This is a genomic window from Stieleria magnilauensis (genome assembly GCA_007753675.1).
In the GTDB taxonomy this organism is placed as follows: Bacteria; Planctomycetota; Planctomycetia; order Pirellulales; family Pirellulaceae; genus Stieleria; species Stieleria magnilauensis.
In genome coordinates, this window is sequence record CP036432.1 from 3,696,854 (window position 1) to 3,722,349 (window position 25,496).

Genomic DNA, 25,496 nt, shown 5'->3' on the forward strand with positions numbered 1-25,496 from the left:
GGGTTTCATGATCACAAACAATTTAGCTTTCTAGGTCAGCGAAGCTCGACGCAACCTCAACGCATTCGCGATCACCGACACGCTGCTTAAACTCATCGCCGCTGCCGCGATCATCGGACTGAGCAGCATGCCGAAGACCGGATATAGAAGTCCAGCCGCAACCGGAATTCCGAGCGTGTTGTAGATGAAGGCGAAGAACAAATTTTGACGAATGTTGCTCATCGTCTTGCGGCTCAAGTTTGCCGCCGCCGCGACGCCTCGTAGATCACCACCGACGAGTGTCACGCCTGCCGATTCGATCGCCACTCCGGTTCCCGTCCCCATCGCGACTCCCACGTTGGCCTCCGCCAATGCCGGTGCGTCGTTGATTCCATCCCCACACATCGCGACAGTCTTGCCATTGTTTTTCAGCTCTCTAACAAAGTCATGTTTTTCCTGCGGTGACACGCCCGCATGAAACTCGTCAATGCCTAATTTCGACCCGACCGCCTTCGCAGTCGGTTCCGCGTCCCCAGTCAGCATGACCACTCGCAACCCTAGCTCGTGCAAGGTCTTGAGCGCTGCGGGTGTCGATTCCTTGATCGGATCGGTGATCGCCAGTATCGCAGCCAATTGATTGTCAATCGAAACAAACACCACCGTAGCACTCTCGGCCTGATGTGACCCAGCACGACTTCGTCCTGCTTCAACGTCCGCGACACCTTTCTCATCCAGCAAATCCGCTTTGCCAATCAATACATCGCGACCATCCACGCGAGCGCGAACACCTCCACCAGTGATACTGTTGAAATCAATCGCCTCGACGACATTCAACCCATCCGTTTTTGCCCGCCTGACGACCGCTTGGGCCAAGGGATGCTCGCTTTGTGCCTCAACTGCAGCGGCGAGTCTTAGCACGTCCGCTTCTTGCCAGTCACTAAACGTCTCGATGGCCGTCACTTCAGGCCGACCCTGCGTCAACGTTCCAGTCTTGTCCACCACGATCGTGTCAACATTCTCCATTACCTCTAGCACCTCCGCGTTTTTGATCAGCACGCCTTCTTTCGCACCCCGCCCTACACCAACCATCACCGACATCGGCGTCGCGAGTCCCAACGCACAAGGGCAAGCAATGATGAGTACCGCGACGGCAGCAACAAACGCATGAGCCAACTGCGGTTCTGGGCCGAACACGGCCCAGCCAATGAATGCAGCAATCGAGCAGACGATCACCGCGGGAACAAAGTACCGAGCAACCACATCGACCAGCTTTTGAATCGGTGCCCGGCTTCGCTGAGCATCTGCAACCATTTGCACGATGCGGCTCAGCACGGTATCGCCGCCCACGCCAACCGCTTCCATCACCAACGCGCCGGTTTGGTTCAGCGTTCCACCGGTAACGTCGTCGCCTTCCGATTTCTTCACCGGAATCGGCTCGCCAGTCAACATCGACTCATCGACGCTGCTTGATCCATTGAGCACGCGACCATCGACGGGAACTTTCTCACCAGGGCGGACTCGCAGGCGGTCGCCTTTATGAATCGCTTTCAGTGCGACTTCTTCTTCACCATCGTCGGTGATTCGGTGTGCGGTCTCGGGTGCGAGTTGCATCAGTTCGCGAATCGCTCCGCCAGTTTGTTGACGCGCCCTCAGTTCCAAAACTTGGCCCAGTAACACGAGCGTAACAATGACCGCTGCAGCTTCAAAATAGAGCGGTGGCATACCGTTTTCAAAGAACGCCTCGGGAATCACACCCGGAACCAGTACAACCACCAAGCTGAATAGATAGGCGGCCAAAGTTCCAACAGCGATTAACGAGAACATGTTCAGATTCATGCTGCGAAACGACTTCGCGCCACGCACCAACAACGGCCATCCGCACCAAAACACCACCGGCGTCGCGAGAACCAACTGCATCCAACCAAATGCTGTATTGCTCATCCATGCCGCAACTCGCAATCCCACCATCGGTCCCATTGCAATGATCAGCAACGGCACCGACAACGCAACGCCAACCCAGAACCGCCGCTTCATGTCGGCATATTGTTCGTCCTCGCCTTGATCAGCCGTGTCGACAAACTTCGGCTCCAAGTCCATCCCACAAATCGGACAGTCCCCGGGACCAACCTGCTCGATCTCCGGGTGCATCGGGCAGGTGTAGATCGCCCCTTCATTAACGGGGCCAGTCGCTGGCAACGTCGGTCTACCGCCACCATGCTCATGCCCACCACAGCAACTTGCCTCGCTTCCCGATTTTCGGATACTGGTTGCCTCCTTCTTCGCGCGCTTAGCCAGGACTTCACCCGGATTGGCCGCAAACTGACTCTGACAGCGAGAACTGCAAAAAAAGTACGTTTGCCCCTCGAAATCGCTCTGAAGAGCACCCGCAGGAGACACACTCATGCCGCAAACGGGGTCAGTGACGGAACTTTTGTTGGTCATCATAAATTCAATCTCTTCTTGGCTGGTTGCCACGCAGCAAAGTTGTGGTCGTTGATAAACAAGTCATTCGTGCAGTCTAGCAGATACCCCTTAGCGGTATGCAAATTGCATACCGAGATGGAGAAAACAATGACGCGAGCCACTGCATGCACGCAAAACTGTAAAGCCACGTTCAACGATGTGCTAACGCCCACCTCCTGTCGAAGACGGGATCACGTCGGACAGACCATGTCATGGATGCTGGACTGCGCCGAGGCGTGCGCCAGCTACATCGACTTCATGAGCCGCCTACGTTTTGAGCACATACGATCATCTAAGCCCTGGCTCGCTTGCTCAACAACCGCTAAAGCAAGAAAACGAGTCAGTTTAGTCAGTTTCGCAATTTGGAACTGACGTCACCGAACGGCTTGACCACGCGTCTTCTTAGAGGAAGGATTTCGTAAGGCAGTTGCTTTTTGCCAGCCATCTTCCGAATTCGATTCACCTCCCGGAGCATCATTAGCATCTGGCGACGAACGGGAGCATAGGGAGCGATCGGCAGTGCGCAGAACGCCATCGCAAGTCGGTCGGTCGAATCCCGCAAGGCTCGCTCGGAAAACCAAGCTCGCAATTCAAGGAATTGGTCACGGTCCATTTCAACGTGAGCATGCCACCGGTCGTCATTGCTGCCGTCCTTGTTTCGCCCACCCGGTTTGTAGCTGATCGAATACCCAGCGTATCGAATTGGGACTCTGCGAATATCGCGAATCAGATTCGCCTCTTCCTCAAAAAAGCGATGCTCACCTTTGGTCGCCAGAATGACGAACGTTGATTCATGACGAATGTATTGCAGGTTTGCCCGGCCTGCCTTCTTACGACGTGCTCGCGTCGATTCACTGACGTCAATGCCATACTTCGCGATGAGCTTCTGATCGATGCTCTCCGCTCGCTTGCCTTCAGGAACGCGGCCTTCGACATAAAACCAATAGCCGTGCCGCAAATAGCAACAGGCAATCTGTTGAACGAATCCTTCCACCGATGTTGTCACAGCTCGATACTGCATTGAGCTTCCGTGCTCCACGAAACTAGCAATTAAAATGGTGGAACCTGTTTTGCGACCAAATTGGTGCGCACGGCACAGGTTCCCAAAGCCGCTGGAAAAGAAAAACGCTGGCGGAATGCCTGCGGTGCTGCCACTCTGTAAAGACCCAGCAGGTCCGCTCACAGAGGGCAGAAACACCACGGCAGGGTTCCATGCTGGCGCGTCACTACATTCATGTATTGTGCCACGCCAATGCATACAACCTTTCACACAAACAACCTCACAGCAGAACCATCAACGTGCAGACGCACGTCAGGTACCGCTGCTGAGTCATCGCCACAGAAGACCAGTGCTCCCGCACAAGTCTTGTGTGACCGCTTGCGTCCTTCCAAGAACTGCCGACTGAATTCCCTTCAGTCGACAGCACAGCATCATTGACAGAAAAACTGCCCGTCAGCCCTTTCGTCGTGGCAAAGCTCTCGGCACCACCCGAGAACACCAACGAGACTGCACTGCCTTGCACAGCCATCGCTCAAGTCGCACAGCAGGCTCCCGCCTGAAGGCAACTCGACTTCTAATCAGGCCACACTCCCACTCTACGGCGTTTGAATCACTTGACTGACCATGCCAAGCACCGGTAACCACACCGGCTGCCATAGAGCTTCCTGCGTTAGCTATTCCCTTCACCTTGCAGCTCACGTCGCTATCCCGTGTGACCGGGAGGGGATTTGGCTGTATGTCCAGTTCGCCAGAACCGGCATAGTTTCGATTGCAGGTTGCAATCATTTCTGAGGGCCGAACGTAGAAGCACCCTCTTACCCACCAGCCAAAGCCGTTCGCAATTCGGCTCCGTCTTCTGCAAAGTTCACCGGCAAGCCCTCGCGGGCCTTTCGTAGTTGAGCTATTCGCGGTCGTTGGATTTGCCAACGATCCCCGCAGTAAGTCGCCTGCGGTTCGGTCTGTCACCAGACTCGAAACTCCCCACGCCGGACAGGTTGAACGAGGTCGGTGACCTCGGACCCCCTGTACAGGATTACGCATCTTTGATGTCAGAAATTCTTTCATCTCAAATACCTCACCTGTTTTGGAAAATAGCGGCCTTGAGAACGTCTCAAGGTATTTCCGCATCGCCCTCGTTTGCTTGGGGCACAAGCGCAATCAATGGATTGCATCCGCGTTGGTCCCCAAACGAGCTATCGGATCGAATCGTCGGATTACTCGGTCTACGCGTTTGCTGACGTACGAATGTCAGCAGTCGAGACCGGATTACTCGACGAAGCCTCCGTCGAACCGGACAAGCACCTCTCGATGCATCCGGCTCTACGGGCCAATCGCGTCGTTGGTGGTTAGCCCAACGCCCTTAGCCTGAATGGTGAGTTCAGGTTTACCGGGTGCGATTGCCTGTCAACGTCTGTCATGCGTGCCACCGCTTACGAACTGAACTCGCAGTCCGTTCGCAGCAGCGCGTTTGACGTAAACAACAGCCGTGGAAGAGAGTCCGATTCTCGACCACCTTGACTCAATACCGTACCGGTGCGTGTTTGCAACTTTGACCTGAACGAAGGCGCGTTTGATTTTCTGAGTAAATCCGTGCTAACCGAAAGACATGAATGTCAACGTGCCAGATGAACGTCTCGTCTTTGTCGATTTGGAAACGGCTGGTCTGAAGCCGTGGCGACCGATCATCGAAATCGCGGCCATCGCAGTCGACAGCAATCAGCGAGAACTGGAACGCTTCGAGGCCAAAATTCAGTTCGAGAGAAAGTTTGCCAACGCAAAGTCACTTCGCAAAGCAAGCTACTCGCCGCAGCGCTGGGAAAAAGAGGCTAAGCCCGCTGGTGACGTGATGAAAGAGTTCACCGATTTGCTTCGACGACATGCCACGGTTGACCAATTGTCAGCCAAGGGGCGAGTCTTTCGTGTCGCTCAACTGGTGGCACACAACGGAGTCTTTGACGGAGCGTTCCTCAGTGCATGGTATGACCGCTACGACGAGTTCCTGCCAGCTTCGCCGCGAGTCTTCTGCACATTGCAGCGAGCGATCTGGCTGTTCCACGAAGACAAGTCGCTGACGCCGCCACCGGACTTCAGTCTGCGAACACTCTGTCACTATTTTGGGGTGTCACTGAGAGCCTGTGAGGCTCACGAAGCATTGAACGATGTTCGCGCAACCGTGGATCTGTACCGAGCCATTGCTCAACATCGCCAGAGCATGATGCGGCCACCGCTGCATGCCTGTGGATAATTTTCTCCAAGCGTGTAGTTCGCGTCGTAAAATGATCGTCCGAATGCGTGTAGCTGGCATCGTAAAACGCGGATTGATACGTGTAGATGGCGTCGTGTTTTCTGTCCATCATTCCCATTGGAGTCAGTGTAACCGCCCGCAAACTCTGGAGGTTTCCTGAACATTCGGCGAATCGGTCTCAACCACCAAAGTACTTGTACAAAGTACTACTGATACAACCAAAGGACATGCTTCTGCAATTTGCCTTCTGAGAGGTGAGGAAGTCTCGATAGTCGAGGTTCATTCATGGTCAGCGAATCGTTTTGAGAATATCGCCGACAGCAGCAACGCCTTTCGTTGACTCTGTGGATTCGTCAGACGCGCCGCTGAAAAGTTCAGACCGTATCTGGTCGAACACTTTTTGACTTTCATCCGTCAAGCTCGCTCGTTTGCTTTCTTCACGGCGGAGATCGTGCCACCAGTCGGGAGGTGTTCGCATTCCTTGATGGGCTTTGCTGACCGAATCAACGAGGTAGGCCATCGGTGAACGGCGAAATGAACCCAATCCCTGACGATCGATCTTCGCCTGAGTGATGTCAGCCCATTCTTCCAATAGCCGAGCTGGATATCGGCGAAGTAGACCACGGGCGGCACCCGTATCGAAGCCCAGCCCAACGAGCGTTTCCAATACTGGTTGTAGTTCCCGACCGTGCGTCCCGGAAATCGGATCGCGGTCAAAGTGTGAGCCTCGTCGAGCATTCACCACGTATTGATTCTTGGCGACTCGAACGACTTGGAAATCACGGACGACACCGGCAACGTCCAATCGTTTCAAGCATCGGAGGACTTTCATTCGCAGGTCGTACGCAGCGATATCGGCAGAGAAACCCAAAACGTCTACCGCCAAATGCCGCAAGTCGAACTGCGGAAGAGTCGCTCGACGGTGGAAAATCTTGGAGGCAAACAGGAACAGCCGTCGTGAAGCCGGGTCCAAGTTTCGGTACAGGTCTAAGTCGAATCGCAAATGACTCGCTCCGTGTTTTGCCAGCTCGAAAAACGTCCGGTCCCAAGACAGACGCCAAGCACGAGACGACAGTGGGTCGGTCGGCAGGCTGTAGCTGAGGAAATGGAAGCTGACCTCGCGATGTTCGGCTTGCACAGGATCGTAAAACGCGTCGCACAGGTAGCTCGCTACCGAAAGACGTCTCAACGCATCGCGAAACAGGCGATACTGTTCGCCGCCACGACCGGACCCGGAATTGACGATGCCAAGCTGTTTCAGGCACCAATGGGGTGTTGCTATTAAGTCTGAACGTTCGTCCGGCTGAGAGAGCGTCAAGGCCAACAAACCCCACAGATAGATTTCGTCACTGGCCGACAGCCCCAGCGGACAGAAGATGCGAGCGTTCGCAGTTCGCCGTTTGCGATTCGCATCACTGAATCGGTATTCCGTATGATGGACGAGGTTTTCGACCAGCGACGACTGCCGGTCGAGCGGACACAGGGAGTGTTCCACCAAACTTAGCTGGCCAAAACCAATCCGACGTGCTTTAGGTTGCTCACTGGAACGTGCCATTTACTTCAACTCCCTTGAAGTTCGTAGCACGTCGCCCGACCACTGAGCCAGCGAAAATCACGATGAACTGCGGCTGTACTGGAGAGTGCGAAAGTTCTTGACGACCTTCATCGGACCGTGCCACGATTCCACGAGAGATTTCGGACACTTGCCCGAAATTGCAACTTGCAATTTTCATGGAGGAACATGGCGGCGACGTTTTGCCTAATCAATCAAAAGGGCGGCTGTGGGAAAAGCTCGACCTGCTTTCATCTTGCTGGAGCATTCGCGGAACTTGGCCTGTACGTCCTGTTGCTGGACATGGACCCGCAGGGTTCACTGAGCCAAGGATTTTTGGGATCAGAGTTTGTCGAATCGCTGCGCAGTCAGGAAACGATCTCGATGTTGTTCGACGACAACAGTGCGTTCGAGCCGCGAGACACATTGCTGCGTGCGACACCGTTTGACCGAATCACAATTTGTCCGGCGAATCACATGCTCGCACGCTTCAACCTTCCGGAGCCGGAAAAAACTGGAATGCAGCAATACGCAATTCAGGAGTTCCTGACTGAACAATCCGGCTTCGACATTGTTCTCATCGACTGCCCACCGAACCTATATCGCTGTAGCTGGACGTCGATGGTCGCGGCAGACTACGTGCTGATTCCGGTCCCGCCGGAGGATTTCGGCACGCAAGGTTTGCGGGCCGTGCATCAGTGCATTGAACAGGCCCGTCAACTGAATCCGACGCTTCGCCTGTTGGGGCACTTGATAACCCGTCGCGACAAGCGATTGCTGGTTCACCGAATGTACGAACAAAAGTTGCGTGAGATGTACGGCGAAATGGTGATGACGACAGCTATCCCAGAAGCATCTGCTTTCAAGGTCGCGTTGACTCGTCGGCGACCGGTCGCGTTTCATGACAGAAGGTCCAAAGCCGCCAAATTGACACTTTGCCTTGCTCGTGAGATTCTTGACCGAATCGATATGGAAGAACGCAAGCGAAGGATCGCGTAGCCAATGGCAAACACAAGAAATGCACTCGAAGAAGTCGGTTTGAATGTTGATGAATCAATGGGTTTGCGAAGAACAGCACGGTCCGCACAACTGAGTCCGGTTTCGTCAGCGAAAGATATCGGACGACGTCCGCTGCGGACCTTCGGCTCGGTCGAAGTGGACCGCATTGTCCCGGATCAGGAACAGCCAAGAACTGAGTTCGACGATGCTGACATCAAACGCCTTGCCGGAAGCATTCGTGCCCACGGACAGCTTCATCCGATTCGTGTCCGCTGGAACGACGACATCAGCAAGTGGATCATCGTTTCCGGCGAACGCCGCTGGCGTGCCACAAAAGCTGCCGGGCTTCCCAACATCGATTGCTACTTCGTTGATAGCGAGTTGACAGCAGGTGAAGTGAGGGAGCAGCAACTTGTCGAGAATCTGCTTCGGGCCGACCTCAAACCGCTTGAAGAAGCCAAAGCGTATCAGTCGCTTATGGAACTCAACGGCTGGAATGGCAAACAGGTCGCCGACGCGCTTCGCGTGACCACGTCACGCATAAGTCGCTCGCTCGCGTTGCTTGACTTGCCGACCGAAATTCAACGAAAAGTCGATGCCGGAACTCTGCCGAAGACATCGGCCTACGAGATCAGCAAACTCAACAACACGGAACAACAGACGAAACTGGCGAGACGGGCGGCATCTGGTGAGCTTTCTCACGCCAACACGGTTAACCAGATCAAACAGCGTCGCGGCAAATCTTCCTCGAAGCCACGCAAGGGGATTCATCAGGTGTTCTTTCCCGAGAACGGCTTGAAAGTGACTGTCACCGCCGGGACCAAAGTCAACTATCACGAAGTCGAGTTGGCGTTGTCTGAGGCACTCGACGAAGTTCGCCACAGGATTCGGAACAACATCAAGCTGATCTAGATGCAAAACAATGCGCCACTGTCGGCGCAATGGGTCAGACCGACCCTCCAATTGGCGCGTGAAGAAGGGGCTCGACGGTCGAGCGAAGCAATCACCAACTAACCCACCCCGCGAGTGGCACCGAACTCGCACCCAATCTATCTACCTAAGTTTCTGACTTTCAGATGAGGTGCCAGCTTCGGACGGATTCGCCATTCGGGAACAGGCTTGTCATCGTCGCGACTGTAACCTTCGTAATGTACGTTGTAGTAAATTCCCTTCTTGCTGTTGTAGTTTGTTACCCGCGCAAGGATGACGGCGTCATACCATACTTCGTCGTTGTCCGGCTTCAGAGCGGCGACTCTGGCACCGGGCTGTTGTTCTTCGGTGTGAAGCATGGAACCGACGAGCGTTTTCGCTCCGTGAGGTTCGGTGACGATTTCTTGGATAAGCTCTGTGCCAGCAAAATACTGCGTCACGCGGTGAATCTCGCCCTCTGTGATGTGCGGCTTGAGTCGCTCGATTTTGAAGATGCTGACGCTCTCTACCGAACAGGCCACGAGCCATTTACCGTCCGGTGAGAACTTGACCATCTTGAGAGTCGGTCGCCCCACTCCATCGTCGTCTTTCCCTTTCCTTGGCCCCTTCGTCACTTCCAACGTCGCAATACGGTTGCCGCTCGCCGCGTTCCATAGGTGAATGCAACTGTCGCTACCAATCGAGGCAAGAACCTTGCCGTTAGGACTAAAGGCGACGCCTTCGATCCGCCACTGCACGGTGCCGTTTTCCGCAGACGATTTTCTGTTCAGACCTTCCTTGAACGGATACGCCACTTTCCCAGTCGACGGGTTCCACTTCGCAATCGCGCCGTAACTCCGGTCAGAACGGCCCCAGATTTCTGTCGTGCCAGGACGAATGACTGAGTGGCAGAACCCGCTTGGCGATATGGTGACCTTATGGCCGGTGCTCAGATCCCAGTAGTAACAGTCTGCAATGATGCGTTGTCGGTTGGCTTCGCTTTCGAGGCTCACGAGATCGATGACCCTGTCGATTGGATATTCACTCTGCAGTTCACCGGACGCGGAATATTGAACCAGTGCCTTGCTTTGCCGAACAACGATGCTGCCGTTTGGTCCCCAGCAAAAACCGCTCTTTAGCTCATTCGCCCAAGATGCGTCCTTCAGCAATTCAACTTTGGAACCTTCGCCGGACTCTGCGTCCCACAGGAGTAAATGGGATTCGTCTAATGCTGCAATTGACTTCCCATCTGGCGTGAACCGAATGACCTTGTGAGCACCTACCTCGATCCAATTCAGAAACCGTAGGCTCTCCAGTTCCCAAATCCCGATACCTGAGCCTTCGGGGACATCCTTGCAGACGACGGAATTCTCGTCATTGCCGTGTCGTTCCCAGACACTCTTGCGATTTGCCAACGACACCGCCATCCGCTTCCCGTCCGGCGAAAAACAGACCGGCGAATAGGGCCGCTTGTAGTCCGCCCCGCCGCCAACGTTTCGCAATTCCAAGTGCCATAGTTCACGTTCTTTAGCCTCGTCCGCACGTGCCGGTTCGAGAACCAAGAAACAAACCACGAGCGCAATCAAACCGAATCCGAATCGTCCATCTCGCGAAATACACATCAAATCCAACTCACTGCGAATACCGGTGGGGGGTGTCTACAGATTTCTATTCTGACCGCTTCGGTCCGGAATCACCACCACTACGAGGTCGAACGGAAGCAAAGCAATCGGAATGGCTGGGGCCTGTCTGCGGCATTTCCAATCGTGCCACAGCGTCAAGGTCCGTTCGTCCCGCCGCTTTGCTCTGGCCCTCACTGCTGCTTTCGCTACGCGAAAGGCTCCACCTTGACTTGCTGCGTCCGGTTCGGGGTGGCCACCGACAGGCCGACTGAAAACAGATTGCTGCAATGTCGGATGCAGCGAAATCAGAGGAACGAAACGATGAAGAAAGACGAAATCGCAAAACTGGTGTCGACTGGGATCAATGAATTGAATACCGCTCTTGCGGAAGGACGTTCTGTACGGCTGGAAGAAGTGCTGAAGTTGATGGCTCGGTTCAACAAATACAGCTTTAACAACTGCCTGCTGATTGCACAGCAGTTCCCTGATGCAACGAAAGTAATGGGCTTCCACGGCTGGAAATCGGTCGGAAGGTCTGTCAAGAAGGGTGAGAAAGGAATTGGCATAACAGCCCCGCTGGCGTTCCGAAAGAAGGATGCCGTCACTGATGAAAAGGAAATCCGTGGCTTCCGTGTCGTTCACGTTTTCGATATCAGTCAGACCGAAGGAGATGAGTTGCCGAGTTTGACTCAACCGACTGGCAGTGCGGCACAGTGGATTGAACCGGTTGAACGCCTGATTGAGTCCAAGGGAATTGACTTGAAATATGGCCTGCTTGGTGGCGGTGCTTATGGCGCGTCGTCCGTCAAGAAGATTACAGTCCTTTCCGGTCTGAAGCCGCCCATGCGACTGGAGGTTCTTATCCATGAACTCGCACACGAACTCCTGCACCCGGATCGAGAGACGAGAAAGCGGTTGAAGCATTCTGTGATGGAAACAGAAGCTCAGGCGGTTGCTCAAGTCGTGTGTCAGGCTCTCGGGATGGATGCTATCGAACATTCCGCCGACTACATTCACCTGCACAACGGTGACAGCGAAGTCTTTGCGAATTCCATGACACGGATTCAGAAATGTGCATCCGGAATTCTCAGTGACTTGTTGGGCAACGAGCAACCGCCGGTTTGTCGAAGCGACTCTGAAAACAAAAAAGAATCGAAACGGCAACCAACTTTGGCTGCCTAGCCGCAACGTTCAGGCGACCGCAAAACGGAATGCGAGTTGACTCCGTCCCGTGGTCGCTTTTCTCTCAACCTTCCATCGACGTTACCCCGATTAGCGTGACGACTGACACGCTAACCGATTGTCGAGTTACATTCTTGCTAAAAAAACGGGATAGAATGAATCGCCCTGCGGGCGATCCGGTCGTCGAGGCTCCTGCTCGGTTTCCGCAGACTTCATTCTGCGGAACACCTCGGCCGTCGCTTGGCTACGAACAATTCCCGACCGCGTTCGCGATCAGGAGATTGCCCTTCGCCCACCCCGCCGACTCGCTTGTGCCTTTCCGTTTCACGGAAGAGTCACGCACTCATTGAAGCTGTCTGAGCCACTCGGTTGAAGCGACGTCCGCCCGTGACTGACACTTCCCAAGTGCTTTCTCGGCAGTTTCGGTCGACCGTCGTTTCAACGCTCCCGGCCCACCTCTTCAGCGCCTCTCAGTCTGGCTGGGGCCAGACTTTCGGCTTTGTTCCGCTGAACGCTCCACCGTTCCTGTACGGAACGTGACGCTCACCGCTGGGGCGGTTCGCTGCGGGCTTGAACGCCCGCCCGTCTCGCTGGGACGCTCGACTCACGACCGAGCCTGCTGGGGCAGCCTGCGGTCGTCTTCCGCCTACGCTGTACGCTCCGGCGGTCAGCGGCTCACTACCGTTCGCCGCTCTCAGATTCGGGCCGCGCTGCGGCCCGTACCCCACCGAGAAAACCGGAACCTACACTGGAACCTCGGGTGACCCGCTGACATTCCGCTCCTGATTCCATTGACTTCCTTTGTGCCAAACGACTTAAGGTCGCTTGGCACTGGCAGGTGTTAGCTACAGGTGTTTGGCAACACTTTGCGGTACACTTCGTTCTGTGAGTCAGAATTGCCATCGCTTCACGCAGAAAGAATTTGCCCCATGCAGAACCGTTCGATTCGATATCGAGGGACCGAATATCCGGTCATCGAACGTTTTCGCATCGGGGGCCGCACCTACCTTGCTGTGGCCAAGATCGGCACTTCGGGACGTCGTGCATTCCAAGTCTTCGACGCAGGTGCAAAGCAGATGCGAGCATTGCACATCCTGCCGAATTCATCTGGCGGCTTTGACCGCGTTCGCACTCTGCAACGACTCACGCGAGGCGATAACGAGATTCTTCAGATTCTCGAATGTCATCGTGACGGTAGCGATGTCTATATCATCTTGCCGTGGATTGACGGTTTCAACTTGCGAACTGTGCTGAACGGAATCCGTGACCGTAACAAACAGCGGATTGCAGCTCCCGAAGCGGTGCGACTGGTGAAAGGAGTCGCCCATGCTCTGCGGCATCTTCATCGCAACAAGCAGATCATCCACGGCGACATCAAACCCGCCAATTTGATTCTCACCAAACGGACGAGTCTCGTGCTGATTGACTACGGCAACGCATGGACAATCGAGCGTACCACTCAGCGGGACGAGGGCGATGGTATGAGCGGCGTGTACTCCGCACCAGAGTTCTTACGGGGTGATGCCCACGTCAATTTTCGGGCAGACTGCTTTTCACTGGGGGTCGTCCTGTATGAAATTCTGACCGACAGAATTCCGTACGACGGTCACGGTGGCAAAGTTGGAATGCTGCCTGACCCCGTTAAGTCGGGGTCACAACTGGTTCCAGCCAGTAAAATCAGCCCGGAGAGAGATGAGATCCCCAAGCGAATCTGGCGACCCATCGACGATTTGCTCGCTCAATCGCTTGCCATCGACGCCAATGATCGGTTCGAGACATCAGGCCGGTGGCTCGATGCTTGGAACTCTGCGATGACCGAAATCCGGAGAACTGCGAAGACCGGAAACAAGAAGCGGCTCGGCTCGCAGGTGATCGATTGGATTCAGCGGCGACTCGGCTAACAAAGGTCATTCCAGCTTTCGCATCTTTCGGGTCCGCTCGTGTTTCGGCTTCCAGTGAAACCGATCACCGCAATCGCAGTGAAAGACCTTCTTGCCATTGTGGAACAGCACCGGATCAAGCGGTTCTCCGTAACGCATCGTCTTGTCTTCCAATGCGACCGATCTGGGATGCCCGAAATGACAGGCGCTGCAAGCATTGCCGGTGATGGGTTCGGGTGGTTGTCGTTCACCGTTGTCTGATGCGATGATCGCTGCGCGGGCACGTTCAAGAGCTGTGTAAAAGCGTTCTCGATTTTCTGCTGTGTTGGGCACCGTCATTCCTTGGTAGGTGTTGCCGAACAGAATAATCGCGAATGGACTGTCTGCCCCTTCCGTCCTTTCGATGAGATGGCAGTGGGCCATAACTCGCACGATATGCTGCGGTAGTATTGGCCCGTCCGGTTTTCTGATGCGATGAACCGGAATGCTCATCGTGCCTTTGTCTAAAATTCGCCGAGGTTTCCCGCTGAGCTTCCAACGCTCGTCCTTTAATGGGTCTTCAAGTCGACGAACTTCGTATCCTGCCAACAGAAGGCCCCACCAGTCCACTGGCTGAAATGCGTTCTTGCCGGAAACAGGGTTGCATTCCGTCGCAAGCAATGCAGCAAGTCTTCGATGGCCGATGTCACGCCAGTTCCAGAAGGCTTTTACGGCAAAGAAGAGCCAGATTGCAACAAGTAGAAGCACTGCGGCGAAATAAAGAGCGTGTCCCCGCATCATCAATGTCACAATGACAAAGGTAACGACCAGTCCGACTGGCATCGCAAATAGAGTGTACAGCGCATGGATGTAGGCTTCTTCGATCGCTTCCCGCTTGTACCACGGAAGCAATGCGGAGGACGGCAACTCCTCTTCCGGGTCCGAGAATCCGCCTTCGTGTGTCAAAATTCCCGCACGCGGACAGAAAGTGTATTCCGCAATTGTTGAAGCAGTTACCTCGGGGTCATCGTCGGCAGCCTCCAGCAGCGGTCGTGATTCGCGTTCAATCTCTGTCGCGTAGGTCTTCGGTTCCGATTCATTCGAGGAATTTGTCTCGAACCGAAGCGATGATGATTTCGACTTTCTCTCAGGCTCAGGAATCTGCGGAGCATTCGTCGATGGACGTGTGCTTGCGGACCTGCTTTCCATTTCCTCAACGTGCTTGCGGACCACTTCGAGAAAAACGCGTGTGGCTTTTTCCAGCTCTTCGTCAGTCGGGTTGCGGCGGCGAGTATGGTGAGAAACTCGGTTTCTCATCTCGACAGCGAAGTCCGCGTTGTCGAACAGTTGTCGGCCGAGAAACTGTCGTCGCATGCGGAGCAGTGTTCCAAGGCCGTGTTTTTCTCGGTCTGAACGTAGGAAGTAAGTCTTAATGATCTTCTCGACCAAAACCGCCGATTCAAGCAACCGCTTCTTGGGGTCGAGCATTTCGCGGATGTAGTCGATTTCACTGTAGTAATCTGCGATCGACTCCTGCCAGTCATCATGTTCCCCGTCGTTCACGACCCAACACTCCATTCTTCGATCACATGAATGATTTCGTCCACCGAATTCGGCCGGTCGCTACGAAAAACGGCAGCCGACTTGCCCAAGCAGTCGCGAACCAGAGATGGAATTGCAATCTGTTCGAGCGCCGAATTCTCCTGTCCAATTTCGGGTAACTCACCAAACAAGGCATGAATCCCAATCCGTGCCCAACTGTAGATGTCAGCTCGCAAATCCACGTCATCAGCGTCCGCTTCACCCGCACGGTACGGGTCGACGGGCCAATCATCTGTTGACACCGTAGGGCCACGATCAATCAGCTTCGCCAACTCAAACTCGGTGAGAATCGCCCGACGGTCTGAACTCCGAATCAGGATTGTCGTTGGATTCAGCTCTCGGCGAATGATTCCCTTTTCGTGAAGCCCTTGCAGGCCGCGTGCTATATCAAGCAACAGTCCTTTCGCCTCCGCTGCCGAGAACTGTTTCCGACCGAGATTTCGCTTTAACGATTCACCCTCGATCCATTCGTCAATCACCCAATAGAAGCTCTCAGCCGGATCGTGAAACGCTGTCAGGTTGCGAGCAATGTTTGGGTGATCCTGAAGCGATTCGCAGACGTTTGGATGTCGTTTGATCCAAGTGCGACACCGCTGCTCTTCGTCGGTGGTCATTTGTCGCAGATCAAACCGCTTCCCGCGAGCCTGTCGATCGAGTTCCAGATGACGCAAGTGACAAATCTGAAACCGCAAACCGTTGGACGCAGCGATCCAATCGGTCAGCACGTCGGAGACCAGATACTCATGGACCGTCGCAGCGCCGCCGCTTGAAGCAGATGCCCCCATGAGCACGCCGAGCGTCGTTTCAAGGGCTTCGGCAATTTGAGTTGCAGTGGTTCGGTAAACGGGTTTTCCAGCCAGCAAATTGTTGACGGTGCCAATTGATACGCCAGCCAGTTCCTTCAACTGCTCAACACTCAGGCCGCGATGATCCATCGCAGCCGACAACTTGTCGACGTTGATCTCAACGGTTCTTCCGTGTTGCAGACGTTTCTTTGCCATTGTTGGGGGAATCGCGACTTGGTTCGTGATGCAGGCAACTTGTTCGCAGATTGCATCAGCTTGAATTTAGCGTGAACCGCAGGTCGCGAATAATTCTGTCACTCCGGGTTGATTGACGTTCCCGGACAGTTGTTCCTCAACCCCTGACAGGATTCGCCATGCTCCAGAAAACGACGCAATGGATCACGGACCGACTTGTTGAACGAGCCTTGCCCAGCATCGGCAGCTTCATGGCTTCCGCTCTGCAACGCATGCTCATTCTCGGTCACGCAGAACATCATAACCAATTAGAAGAGCAAGCTCGACGTTATGAAGCTGCCGGCAAACCCCATTTGGCCAAGCTGATTCGAGACGAAGCTTCAGAAATGACGCTGAACGACCCGTTCAGCTCCGCTCCGGGAATCTGCGAACGCCTGACGGATGACAGCCAAAGCATTTCGGGACTGGCAATTGGACTACCGGACGCCACCACCGCGAAAAAGAAGCGGAGCAAGAAGAAGCCGGTTCAAACTGAAGATGCGGCAGACAACGGGGAACTGGCCGAATGAAGAAGCGGACTCAGTTCACCGATCGAGACGTCACTGTGCTCAGAGCACTCGGCCTGCAAGTCAGGCTTTTTGGTCAGCGTCAATTGGCCGACGCACTTTGGGCGGGCGACGTCGCCAATGCGAGGCGAAGACTTAATCGCTTCGTCGACATGGGCTTGCTTCAGCGCAACGTCGTGATGGCAAGGCCCCTGCCGGAGCTACTGAGTCCGGTTTTTGTCTGGCAGCCGGGCGACGAGAACCCGGATGCCAGCCAGATTGCATTTCAGTTGCAGAGTCGGTGGCGTTATCGAGCACTTCGTTCAACCGTCATCTTTCTGCCGACCGACATCACCGTGAATCACTTCGGTGGTCGCAACAAGACGGTGATGTCGGCTCAGGTGTCCCACGACCTTGGCGTTTCCGAAGTCTGGCTGTGGTTCTGCTGCAACCACCCGAGCTACGCCAAAGCATGGCGTGGCGAGAACCTGATCACTGACAACGAACCGGGGCAGTCAATGCCCGATGCCGTTCTCGTCGACTCAAACGACCAACCGGCAATGCTCATTGAATTCGGCGGCGACTACGAAGCCGACCGTATTGCCGCTTTCCATGACGACGCTGTCCTGCGAGGACTGCCTTATCAGATTTGGTAAACGCACCGATGCCTGAACAGACCTTCCGAACCCGAGACCTTGCGATCGTCGAATTCGTCCGACGCTATCGTCTCGCAACAAATCGAATCATCGCCTCGCAGCTTCTTCCCGGACGCTCTTTGAACGCCGTAGCGAAGGTGACCGCCCGACTTTGCTCAAATCAAATTCTCAGCCGCAATGTCCTCGTTCCGCCGGAAACTTACTTCCGTCTTGGCAGCCAAGCCGTCAATTCACTCGGCTTGTCAGCACGGCTCAGTGAACCGCTTGGGCCACAATCGCTACCGACCGACTACGCCACTCTGGTTTACGCCACCAGTGGCAGTGCTCGCCGTCGCCGACTCATCGCCGCCGAAGTTGCCCAGTATATGCCTTGGCTTCCTCACGACTTGTCTCAGTCGCCTTACTGTGTGGACGCAACGGGCCAACTGGAATTGGTTCGAGTAGACCTTGGTGGTTCGCCGCAGCATGTGGCCCGCAAGACAACGCAAGCGTCTCATGAACGCCTTGATGTTCCTCAGATTTCTGAGTTGGCTGCGGCCTCGCGATTCCAAGTCGTCGTTCTCACGACAAGCGAAGAGAAATCGAAAGCAATTTCTAAGGCTTTGGTTTCCTGCGGATGCACCAACGCGGTACGAGTCCACATCGCCGTCATACCCCGTCTGTCCTTTCTGTTACTTCGAGCCAACTAATCAAGGGATTCACCTTATGCCCAGAAGCGTTTATCGACAGTCGTCTGGCAACCCAATCCAACATCAACTGGTTCCAGCCGAGCCGTTGGAACTGGAATTCGCCTACTACCGTGGCGTCGACAATGACGATGCGGAATTCACAGTCAAAGTCCTGAAGGAATTGGTGTTCGCCAGCTTTGCGGCATTGCTGTGCTGCTGGGTTCAGCTATTTGTCTTCGATGTAACGCTGTTCGTGATGTTGCTCGCCGGGCTATTCATGTTTGTGGCGTGGCGACGTGTGAAATCACATCTTGTTGCCATCCGTGATGTCAGCGTTGCAGTCATTTGTATCTCGTGGGTTTACCATCTGTTTCCTGTGCCCGTCGCGATCGAGGTTTATGTGGCACTCACGGCAACCGCATTGGTCGCGAGAGAAGTCGTTCGACACTTCGCGTTCGTGGCAACCGTCTCGCCAACATCCGTCGACACAGCATGGGATACTCGTGAAGCACTCTGTTGGCAGACCTTGGCTAGCAGCCTGTTACTTGTGCCAATTGCTCTCAGCGTCTTGATTCCTCAGCACACGCCGATCTTGCTGCTGATTTCAACCGTTGGTTGGTTGATCATGACCGCCGCTTGCGGCAGTTCACCCGATAGCTTCGTTCGAGGGTTTCAATCGGCGGTCAACAGTTGGTGCAGTTACAACCGAGACGATGAGCCACTGGCTGGTGTGCTGGTGAGTCCATCCGGCAACTGTCGCCGACGGCTGACGGTGCTCGTGATTGCGGTGTTGCTCAATGTGTTCGCATTCTTTCGCGTCACCAATCTGTTTCAGGTTTCTGAGGTGTCCGTCAGCTTCGGAAACGTACTCCAGTCCGGAAACCTGCTCGAACTGTTCTTTAGCATTGGCCTATTGCTTCTGCTGTGTGCAGGGCTGGCCCTGATACCCGTTCTGCTTGTGTTTCTGGCAATCGTCATTGTGGGGACTCCCGTGTTTGGTCGGCTCTCGATACCCAAGCCGAGTTTTGTTCCGGCCAGTGAATGGAAAGAGATCACCAACCGAATCCGGTCATCACAAAACGACATCGAGCGAGAGAGTCTCTATCTCGGACGTGTGACTTTCGATCAGTCACCGATGCTTGTTCCATCGGAGGTGTTTCGCGAGCACGCACATTTCCTTGGCGACAGCGGTTCCGGAAAGACCGCTCGCGGATTGTCACCGTTTATTGAACAGGTCATCGGCAGCGGCAACGCCAGCGTGATGGTTCTCGATCTCAAGGGTGATTCCCCGGAGCTGCTTCAAACGCTCAAGCAGGGAGCAAAAACAGCCAAGGCATTGAACGGTACCGACGTGCCGGTGCGCTACTTCACGCAGCGTGACGACCTTGCCACCTATGGCTTCAATCCGTTCAAGCTTCCCTGCTGGGGTCGTCTCAACGAATTGCAGAAGACCGACATTCTTTGCGGTGCGTTGGGGCTGAACTACGGCAGCGACTATGGCGAAGGCTATTTCAGTTCCGCCAATGCTTCCGTTCTCTATGCCACGGTCAGCCACTTTCCGCAGATCAGCAACTTTGAGCAGCTTCGAGACAAAATCGCATACGTCATTTCATCGCCCAAACGACATGGACTCGATGACAAATCAAAAGACGCTGGCAACCACGTCAAGATGTCAGTGACGCGACTGGCATCCATCGCGGCCCTGAATATCACGGACAATTGCACTCCGAATCAAGCGGTTGCTGATCTCTGCATCGACCCGACGCGATTATTCCTGCACCCGGAAGCCCACTACTTCAGCTTGTCTGCAACACTCGGGCCGGGGTCTTCACCTGAAATCGGCCGACTCGCCAGCTACATGCTGCTCACAGCCGCAACGCTCACCGAACGCAAGGTTCCGGTCTATCTGGTTGTCGACGAGTTTCAGCGCATGGCATCGCGAAATCTCGACTATCTGCTGCAACTTGCCCGCAGCATGGGCGTCGCAGTGATTCTTGCGAACCAATCCATGCAGGATCTGGTTCGTTACGACCTGACGTCAACATTAGAAACGAACTGCCGCTATCGACAGTGGTTCGCCATCTCGGGCTGGGACGATCAGGAACGGCTTTCAAAAGCGAGCGGTGAAACCGTCGATACGATGGACTCCATCACTGTTTCTCAATCTGTTAGCGACCGTGGCACGACCACCAGCACCAGTCGTTCACGCAACGACTTCATTGCTCCAAGGCTGACCAAGAATGACATCAAGCTCGTCAGTGACGACGACCGCAAGAGCGTTGTATTGATCAATCGTGGAGCGGGTTACGCCCAATACGGCGGAATGCCAGTCATCATCGAAAGTGACTTTCACATCTCCGCCGAGGAATACAGCGAACGAAAAGCCACCCCGTGGCCATCAACCGATGTCGGGACTTTTCTGGCGTCGGACTGGGAACGCCCGCAGCCGGAAGTTCCTCATCGCGGACGCAAGCCGAACACTTCTCCGTCGATCTCAAAGGAGACCATTACAGTTGGCCCGGAACCACAGACGCAGTCGAATCCCGCACGCTCATCGAACAAGCCGAAGAAGCAGCGGAGAAGAAAGTCAAGAGGCCGAGCGAAGCCACAGGCAAAAACAGGCAACAAGCCCGCGAATTCTGATTCGGTTGGCATGTTCGACCAGTACCTGAAAGACCATCCGCTTGATTCTTCAAGCTCGACAGCGGGAGCAGAAGGATGATTCAACGAACTTGGACAACACCAATCTACGACTTGATGGAAACGCTCACATGCCGTGTGCGTCTCTTGTCGCTGGCACACATTCACCGCGTCTGGGCTGACCAGTTTGGCTCGTCCGGTGCGGTCATCGACGCGATCCAGCGGCTTATCGGTGCCGGTCTGCTCGTCGGCGATGTGTGGAATCTGCCCGCATCTCCCATCGGCGAGGAACCGCTCGCAGCTTGGACTCCTCAGCAGCCAGCGCCTGACTTCATACATCTCACTGACGTTGTTCAGAACAGATGGGGCGAACCTCCGACACCGACGCCCGTCGTCGCAGCGACCCACAAAGCTGCGCGACTCTTTGGCTCATCGGCTGGCGGCTTACCGCCAACGAATCACCGAAACCACGACCTGCTCTTGGCAGGTGTTTATGCCCGCTATCGGACTACGGAACCGGAACTGGCTAACACATGGCTCGGCGAAGACGCCGTGGCAATCGCTGAACGTGGCGTGAAGAACCCCGATGCGTTCTTGTTTGACGACGAAGGAAATGTCACCTGCGTCATCGAGTCAGCAGGTCGGTATTCACTGGAGCAAATCGAATCATTTCACCGGCACTGTCAGTCTGCCGAACTTCCCTACGAACTGTGGTAATCATGCAAAATATCAACACACTCAACATGAAACCCCAGAGGCTCATTCTTGAGTCCATCGACCGATACACGCTCGCAGTTGACCGCTGCTTGCCCGTCACTGACCGCGAGCTCGCAATGCTCGCGATTGACTTGCTGCTGCGAGCTGGCCACATCAGCGAATGGCACCACGTTTGCGGTCTTCGCTACTGGACAACAGCCAATCCGAAACCGCTTTCGGATCGGTCGCTGGCACGCTCACTGGGCACACTCACGTTCTGCCACGGTTCTGAGTCTCGGTCGGCTGTCACGCAAGCGGAAATGGAAACCTATTTCCCGAAGTTGTTCCGGCATGGCCTTCCAGCGGGTCATTATGTGGATGCCAAATCGCAGTCGACACGACTGGGAAGTATCCGTGTCGACGCTGGGCAATCAAAAATCAACCGGATTGCCGCTCGAACTCAACGAAGCATCCAGAAGTACCAACGTCAGGATGGATTCCGCGAGCTAATTCGCAACGGTGATTTTGAAATCACTTGGATCGTTCCAACTTATCCAAAACAACAACGCTTGGCAGAGGCACTGCGCCCGCTAAAAGGCAGCGGCGTCCACTTGAACGTCGTCGCATTTACGGAACTGCTTAACATCGTCGCACACATCCCCCAGCGAACAAACGCAACGCGTTAATCACTCAATCCCCACGCGGGTTTGAAAACGTCTCTCGGCCCGAGAGCAGAAAAAACAACGGGTAGGCATCTGACTCTGATTGCTTGGCACGCGCTGCAAGTGCTTGTCAATCAAACGTCGTCTGGAATGAACCAGCGGCGTCAACCGGAGGATTGTCATGAAAGTGACATTGACAGAATGCCTTGAAGGAATGGCAGCCGAGATACGTTGGGGTGTCTCGGACGCTCTTGATCATTCCGTGAAGTTCACACGCTACCTGCTGTACGCCATTGAGGCGGTCGCAGGATATGCCGGTGAGTTTTTCGGATGGCTCTACAAGCGAGGATACTCGCAGGTAGATGTTCAGCTTAGTAAGCGAGGCACACCAGTCGAGCTACGCTCGGCACTTGGGTTCGTCATTGGACTGCCCGCACTCGTAGTACGTCTTGTCTTGATCGGCATCGTCGCGGGTTTGTGGCTATTCCATGCACCGCAAGTTGCAGTTCATGCGTGGGATACCCTCGTGAAAGTTGAACAGTCCCCCAACAAAAAGAGAACGCCGAAGAAGAGTCGACCTCGGAAAAGACTCGACGACTTCGACGACGTTCGGGTTCGCGTTAGCGAGCTAACACAGTAGCCAGAGCAATGAGGCTTTGGCTCTTACAAAACGTGCTGGCGGAGACAGGAGGGCCTGCTCCATCAGCGAACGAACACAGTGTGGATAACACACAAGGAGAAATCATGGCAAATAATGCACCGATTAAGCGTTTCGCAGTAGGTAACGGTATTCGAGCTTCCGTTTGGAAGAACGAATCGAAGAAGAACGGGTCGTGGCTCAGCGTCACGATCACCCGCACCTATCGTGATGGCGAAGAATACAAGGACACCACGTCATTTCGACGTGACGACTTGTTGTTCGTCGCCAAGGCGTCGGAACTGGCGTTCTCATGGTGTCTCAGGCAGGCCGAAAAGGCCAAGCGTGAGGCCAACCAAGAGTAATGGATTATCAACTTGCCGGTGGGGTTCACCCACCGGCTTCACGGATGAAAACGCTATGGAAGATGTCAACCAAATAGCACTCTTTCCGCTGGGAAGAATTGTGATGACCAAGGGAGTTCACTTGGCGATTTCGGCAGATGAAATGCTGACCGCGTTGCTGAGACATGCTCAAGGTGACTGGGGTGACGTTTGTGATGGAGACCGAAAGACCAACGAAGAATCGCTCGCGCGAGGCTTCCGATTGTTCTCGGTCTACCACGCTTCGGACAAAACGAAGTTCTGGATCATCACGGAAGCAGATCGCTCCTACACCACAATTCTTCTTCCTGAAGAGTACTGAGTCGCTAATCGGTTTTCGTCGTTCAGGGAACGACATGGGTTTTACCCACGGTAACGCCGGGCTGTTCGTGTCAGCCCGGCACTTTTCCAACTTACCTCTCCCTGACAGGCAACTGTCAGGGAGGGGCGATTGAAAAACGGGGAGTTCACGCCCCTCTGTCACACGTGAACTTCCCCTTCGGAGAAGAACAATGACACGACTTTATCAAAAACTATTGGTTCGGCTGATACCTGAAGATGTGCTTGAAGCAATTCACATTCTGCATGAAGAGCAGGTGGAACGCATGAAATGCAATCCGCCCGCCATCAATCGTCGCTACCCGCTGTATCCGCAAGAGCACGCGGTTGAGCTTATCGACGAATTGCTCGACGCCGCCCGCGATGCGGGTTGGCGTTCGGTGCAGGATCAATTGTCAGAGTGCTTCTCTGATGCACCAGACTACGACCAATAGCAAATCCGCGTGGAGAGAGTGACAGCTCTCCACGCATTTTCAATTCAACATTGCCAATCGACAGCCACACGATGCCTGACAAATCAAGAAAGCCATACACGATGGTTGGAGCCGAGCAGCTAACCGCATCGGTCTACAAGACCGGCGATGAACTGATGGGCTTTGACTACCGATTCAACATCACTCGCCTGAACAACCGCACTGGCCGAGTGAATCAATGGTTCACGCCCGACGACCTTTGCGCGATGGTCAAGTTGGTTCGCGTCTTGTCAGCCGAACTTGCTCACGATGGCTGTATGGATGAGGAAAGTCGCAATCTGTTGTTTCGCCTCGCAGCAGGGCTTGATGACGCTATTGCCGAAGTGTCCACCAACAACAACGTAAATGGAGCCACCAACCAATGAGAACAAAACTCGTACACGAAATCCGGCAGGGGCTTCTTATTGTTCGCATACGTCGTGCGAAGTCAGGCGACACAATTCGCCACATGCTTTCCCTACATCGCCTCTATAAGAACGGTGACTTGTGGCACGAATCAACTCGTCTTGGCCGCGACGACATCCCGTTCGTTCGCTTCCTGCTTGACGAAGCCCACACGTGGATGATCGAGCAGGAGAGTGGAGTCACACAAGGCATGGAAGCCGCCGAATGAACGAACGGCTCCCAAGCATCGTCGAAAGCCTCGAAGAGCTTGTTTCTTCCGGGTCGAAGTTCGGCACGGTCTACGCTGACCCGCCTTGGTCCTATTCCAACAAGGCGGCTCGCGGTGCCGCCGACAATCACTATTCGACGATGGATCTCGAATCGATCTGTTCAGAACCGGTTAGCCAGTTGATTGCGAACAACGCTCACTTGCACCTCTGGACAACGAATGCGTTTCTTCGAGAAGCATTCGATGTCATGGACGCATGGGGCTTCCAATTCAAATCGTGTTTGATCTGGATTAAGCCACAACTCGGCATGGGCAACTACTGGCGTGTCTCACACGAATTCTTGCTTCTTGGTGTGCGAGGCAGCCTGCCGTTTGCTGACAAGACCTGTCGTAGCTGGTTGCTGCATCGACGAACGCGCCATAGCCGAAAACCGTTTGCGGTTCGTGAACTCATCGAGAGAGTCAGTCCGGGGCCGTATCTCGAACTGTACGGTCGCGAAGAGCATCCCCGAACGCAGTGGACCGTCTACGGCAACCAAGTCGAACGTCGCTTGTTTTAACCCTCTCCAACGAATCTGACATTTACTGATGCGAAACCCGAAAACCAATCGACGAAAGGAAGAGTGTGACCAGAGGTCGCGTTCCGACCTGCCCGATTGGGTTTCGGATGAACTGCTGAAAAAGACCATTGAAATCTGGCAACCGTACTACCCGAACCAGTTGACCCGCGACGATGCCATCGCGATCATCAACAATGTCGGTGGTGTCATTGATTGTCTTCGTCGGGAGTAG

At 54.6% G+C, this 25,496-nt stretch carries 26 protein-coding genes; 20 read left to right on the forward strand and 6 right to left on the reverse strand.

What is annotated here, in order from left to right; genetic code table 11:
- Window positions 1-30 precede the first annotated feature (30 nt).
- Together TBK1r_RS13085 and TBK1r_RS13090 are read right to left on the reverse strand one after the other, a co-directional pair.
- Window positions 31-2,424, reverse strand: coding sequence for a heavy metal translocating P-type ATPase (locus TBK1r_RS13085; protein ID WP_145211093.1), 2,394 nt, complete (start codon window positions 2,422-2,424; stop codon window positions 31-33).
- Between the two features lie 367 nt (window positions 2,425-2,791).
- Window positions 2,792-3,700, reverse strand: coding sequence for a hypothetical protein (locus tag TBK1r_RS13090; protein ID WP_419581302.1), 909 nt, complete (start codon window positions 3,698-3,700; stop codon window positions 2,792-2,794).
- A 903-nt stretch (window positions 3,701-4,603) separates the two neighbouring features.
- Here TBK1r_RS13090 and TBK1r_RS13095 point away from each other — a divergent pair.
- Together TBK1r_RS13095 and TBK1r_RS13100 are read left to right on the forward strand one after the other, a co-directional pair.
- On the forward strand, window positions 4,604-4,792 hold the full coding sequence (locus TBK1r_RS13095; protein WP_145211099.1) for a hypothetical protein: 189 nt from the start codon (window positions 4,604-4,606) through the stop codon (window positions 4,790-4,792).
- A 268-nt stretch (window positions 4,793-5,060) separates the two neighbouring features.
- Window positions 5,061-5,687: a 3'-5' exonuclease gene (locus tag TBK1r_RS13100; protein WP_419581303.1), complete on the forward strand. Its 627-nt coding sequence runs from the start codon at window positions 5,061-5,063 to the stop codon at window positions 5,685-5,687.
- Window positions 5,688-5,976: 289 nt separating this feature from the next.
- Here TBK1r_RS13100 and TBK1r_RS13105 read toward each other — a convergent pair whose 3' ends face one another.
- Window positions 5,977-7,242, reverse strand: a complete 1,266-nt coding sequence (locus TBK1r_RS13105) for a hypothetical protein (protein ID WP_145211106.1) — start codon at window positions 7,240-7,242, stop codon at window positions 5,977-5,979.
- A gap of 165 nt (window positions 7,243-7,407) precedes the next feature.
- Between TBK1r_RS13105 and TBK1r_RS13110 the strand changes: the two genes are divergently transcribed.
- Both TBK1r_RS13110 and TBK1r_RS13115 read left to right on the forward strand, forming a co-directional pair.
- On the forward strand, window positions 7,408-8,238 hold the full coding sequence (locus TBK1r_RS13110; protein WP_419581304.1) for a ParA family protein: 831 nt from the start codon (window positions 7,408-7,410) through the stop codon (window positions 8,236-8,238).
- 3 nt (window positions 8,239-8,241) lie between these two features.
- Entirely contained in the window at window positions 8,242-9,150 is a 909-nt protein-coding gene (locus tag TBK1r_RS13115) for a ParB/RepB/Spo0J family partition protein (protein ID WP_145211112.1), read from the forward strand.
- 137 nt (window positions 9,151-9,287) lie between these two features.
- Here the strand turns inward: TBK1r_RS13115 and TBK1r_RS13120 are convergent, their stop codons facing one another.
- Window positions 9,288-10,769, reverse strand: coding sequence for a WD40 repeat domain-containing protein (locus TBK1r_RS13120; RefSeq protein WP_145211115.1), 1,482 nt, complete (start codon window positions 10,767-10,769; stop codon window positions 9,288-9,290).
- 321 nt (window positions 10,770-11,090) lie between these two features.
- On the opposite strand from TBK1r_RS13120, the gene TBK1r_RS13125 reads away from it, so the two are divergent.
- Together TBK1r_RS13125 and TBK1r_RS13130 are read left to right on the forward strand one after the other, a co-directional pair.
- Window positions 11,091-11,951, forward strand: a complete 861-nt coding sequence (locus TBK1r_RS13125; RefSeq protein WP_145211118.1) for an ArdC-like ssDNA-binding domain-containing protein — start codon at window positions 11,091-11,093, stop codon at window positions 11,949-11,951.
- A 929-nt stretch (window positions 11,952-12,880) separates the two neighbouring features.
- Window positions 12,881-13,852 (forward strand): serine/threonine protein kinase, encoded by a 972-nt coding sequence (locus TBK1r_RS13130; protein WP_145211121.1) that lies wholly within the window; start codon window positions 12,881-12,883, stop codon window positions 13,850-13,852.
- 6 nt (window positions 13,853-13,858) lie between these two features.
- Here TBK1r_RS13130 and TBK1r_RS13135 read toward each other — a convergent pair whose 3' ends face one another.
- Both TBK1r_RS13135 and TBK1r_RS13140 read right to left on the reverse strand, forming a co-directional pair.
- Window positions 13,859-15,373, reverse strand: coding sequence for a hypothetical protein (locus TBK1r_RS13135; RefSeq protein WP_145211124.1), 1,515 nt, complete (start codon window positions 15,371-15,373; stop codon window positions 13,859-13,861).
- The gene (locus TBK1r_RS13140; protein WP_145211127.1) at window positions 15,370-16,413 is read right to left on the reverse strand and encodes a protein kinase domain-containing protein; all 1,044 of its coding nucleotides are present in this window, start codon (window positions 16,411-16,413) and stop codon (window positions 15,370-15,372) included. Before TBK1r_RS13140 ends, TBK1r_RS13135 begins: the two co-directional genes overlap by 4 nt.
- Before the next feature lie 209 nt (window positions 16,414-16,622).
- Between TBK1r_RS13140 and TBK1r_RS13145 the strand changes: the two genes are divergently transcribed.
- From TBK1r_RS13145 to TBK1r_RS13200, 14 genes are all read left to right on the forward strand, one after another.
- A complete protein-coding gene (locus tag TBK1r_RS13145; protein WP_145211130.1) occupies window positions 16,623-16,961 on the forward strand; it encodes a hypothetical protein in 339 nt (112 codons plus the stop codon).
- Entirely contained in the window at window positions 16,958-17,593 is a 636-nt protein-coding gene (locus tag TBK1r_RS13150; RefSeq protein WP_145211133.1) for a hypothetical protein, read from the forward strand. The genes TBK1r_RS13145 and TBK1r_RS13150 overlap by 4 nt, the downstream gene beginning before the upstream one ends.
- Before the next feature lie 137 nt (window positions 17,594-17,730).
- On the forward strand, window positions 17,731-18,282 hold the full coding sequence (locus tag TBK1r_RS38575; protein ID WP_419581305.1) for a hypothetical protein: 552 nt from the start codon (window positions 17,731-17,733) through the stop codon (window positions 18,280-18,282).
- Window positions 18,283-18,298: 16 nt separating this feature from the next.
- Window positions 18,299-20,983 carry a type IV secretory system conjugative DNA transfer family protein gene (locus TBK1r_RS13155; RefSeq protein WP_419581306.1) on the forward strand — a complete coding sequence of 895 codons (2,685 nt, stop codon included), beginning with the start codon at window positions 18,299-18,301 and terminating at the stop codon, window positions 20,981-20,983.
- Window positions 20,984-21,015: 32 nt separating this feature from the next.
- Complete coding sequence (locus tag TBK1r_RS13160) at window positions 21,016-21,618, forward strand: hypothetical protein (protein ID WP_145211139.1); 603 nt, start codon at window positions 21,016-21,018, stop codon at window positions 21,616-21,618.
- Window positions 21,619-21,917: 299 nt separating this feature from the next.
- On the forward strand, window positions 21,918-22,283 hold the full coding sequence (locus TBK1r_RS13165) for a hypothetical protein (protein ID WP_145211141.1): 366 nt from the start codon (window positions 21,918-21,920) through the stop codon (window positions 22,281-22,283).
- Window positions 22,284-22,440: 157 nt separating this feature from the next.
- A complete protein-coding gene (locus TBK1r_RS13170; RefSeq protein ID WP_145211144.1) occupies window positions 22,441-22,899 on the forward strand; it encodes a hypothetical protein in 459 nt (152 codons plus the stop codon).
- A gap of 104 nt (window positions 22,900-23,003) precedes the next feature.
- Window positions 23,004-23,261: a hypothetical protein gene (locus TBK1r_RS13175; protein WP_145211147.1), complete on the forward strand. Its 258-nt coding sequence runs from the start codon at window positions 23,004-23,006 to the stop codon at window positions 23,259-23,261.
- Between the two features lie 55 nt (window positions 23,262-23,316).
- Complete coding sequence (locus TBK1r_RS13180; RefSeq protein ID WP_145211149.1) at window positions 23,317-23,601, forward strand: type I restriction endonuclease subunit M; 285 nt, start codon at window positions 23,317-23,319, stop codon at window positions 23,599-23,601.
- Between the two features lie 190 nt (window positions 23,602-23,791).
- Window positions 23,792-24,052 (forward strand): hypothetical protein, encoded by a 261-nt coding sequence (locus TBK1r_RS13185; RefSeq protein ID WP_145211152.1) that lies wholly within the window; start codon window positions 23,792-23,794, stop codon window positions 24,050-24,052.
- Between the two features lie 71 nt (window positions 24,053-24,123).
- Window positions 24,124-24,456, forward strand: a complete 333-nt coding sequence (locus tag TBK1r_RS13190) for a hypothetical protein (protein WP_419581307.1) — start codon at window positions 24,124-24,126, stop codon at window positions 24,454-24,456.
- Between the two features lie 83 nt (window positions 24,457-24,539).
- Window positions 24,540-24,704, forward strand: coding sequence for a hypothetical protein (locus tag TBK1r_RS38580; protein WP_419581308.1), 165 nt, complete (start codon window positions 24,540-24,542; stop codon window positions 24,702-24,704).
- Window positions 24,701-25,264 (forward strand): MT-A70 family methyltransferase, encoded by a 564-nt coding sequence (locus tag TBK1r_RS13195; RefSeq protein WP_145211155.1) that lies wholly within the window; start codon window positions 24,701-24,703, stop codon window positions 25,262-25,264. Before TBK1r_RS38580 ends, TBK1r_RS13195 begins: the two co-directional genes overlap by 4 nt.
- Before the next feature lie 28 nt (window positions 25,265-25,292).
- Entirely contained in the window at window positions 25,293-25,496 is a 204-nt protein-coding gene (locus tag TBK1r_RS13200; protein ID WP_145211158.1) for a hypothetical protein, read from the forward strand.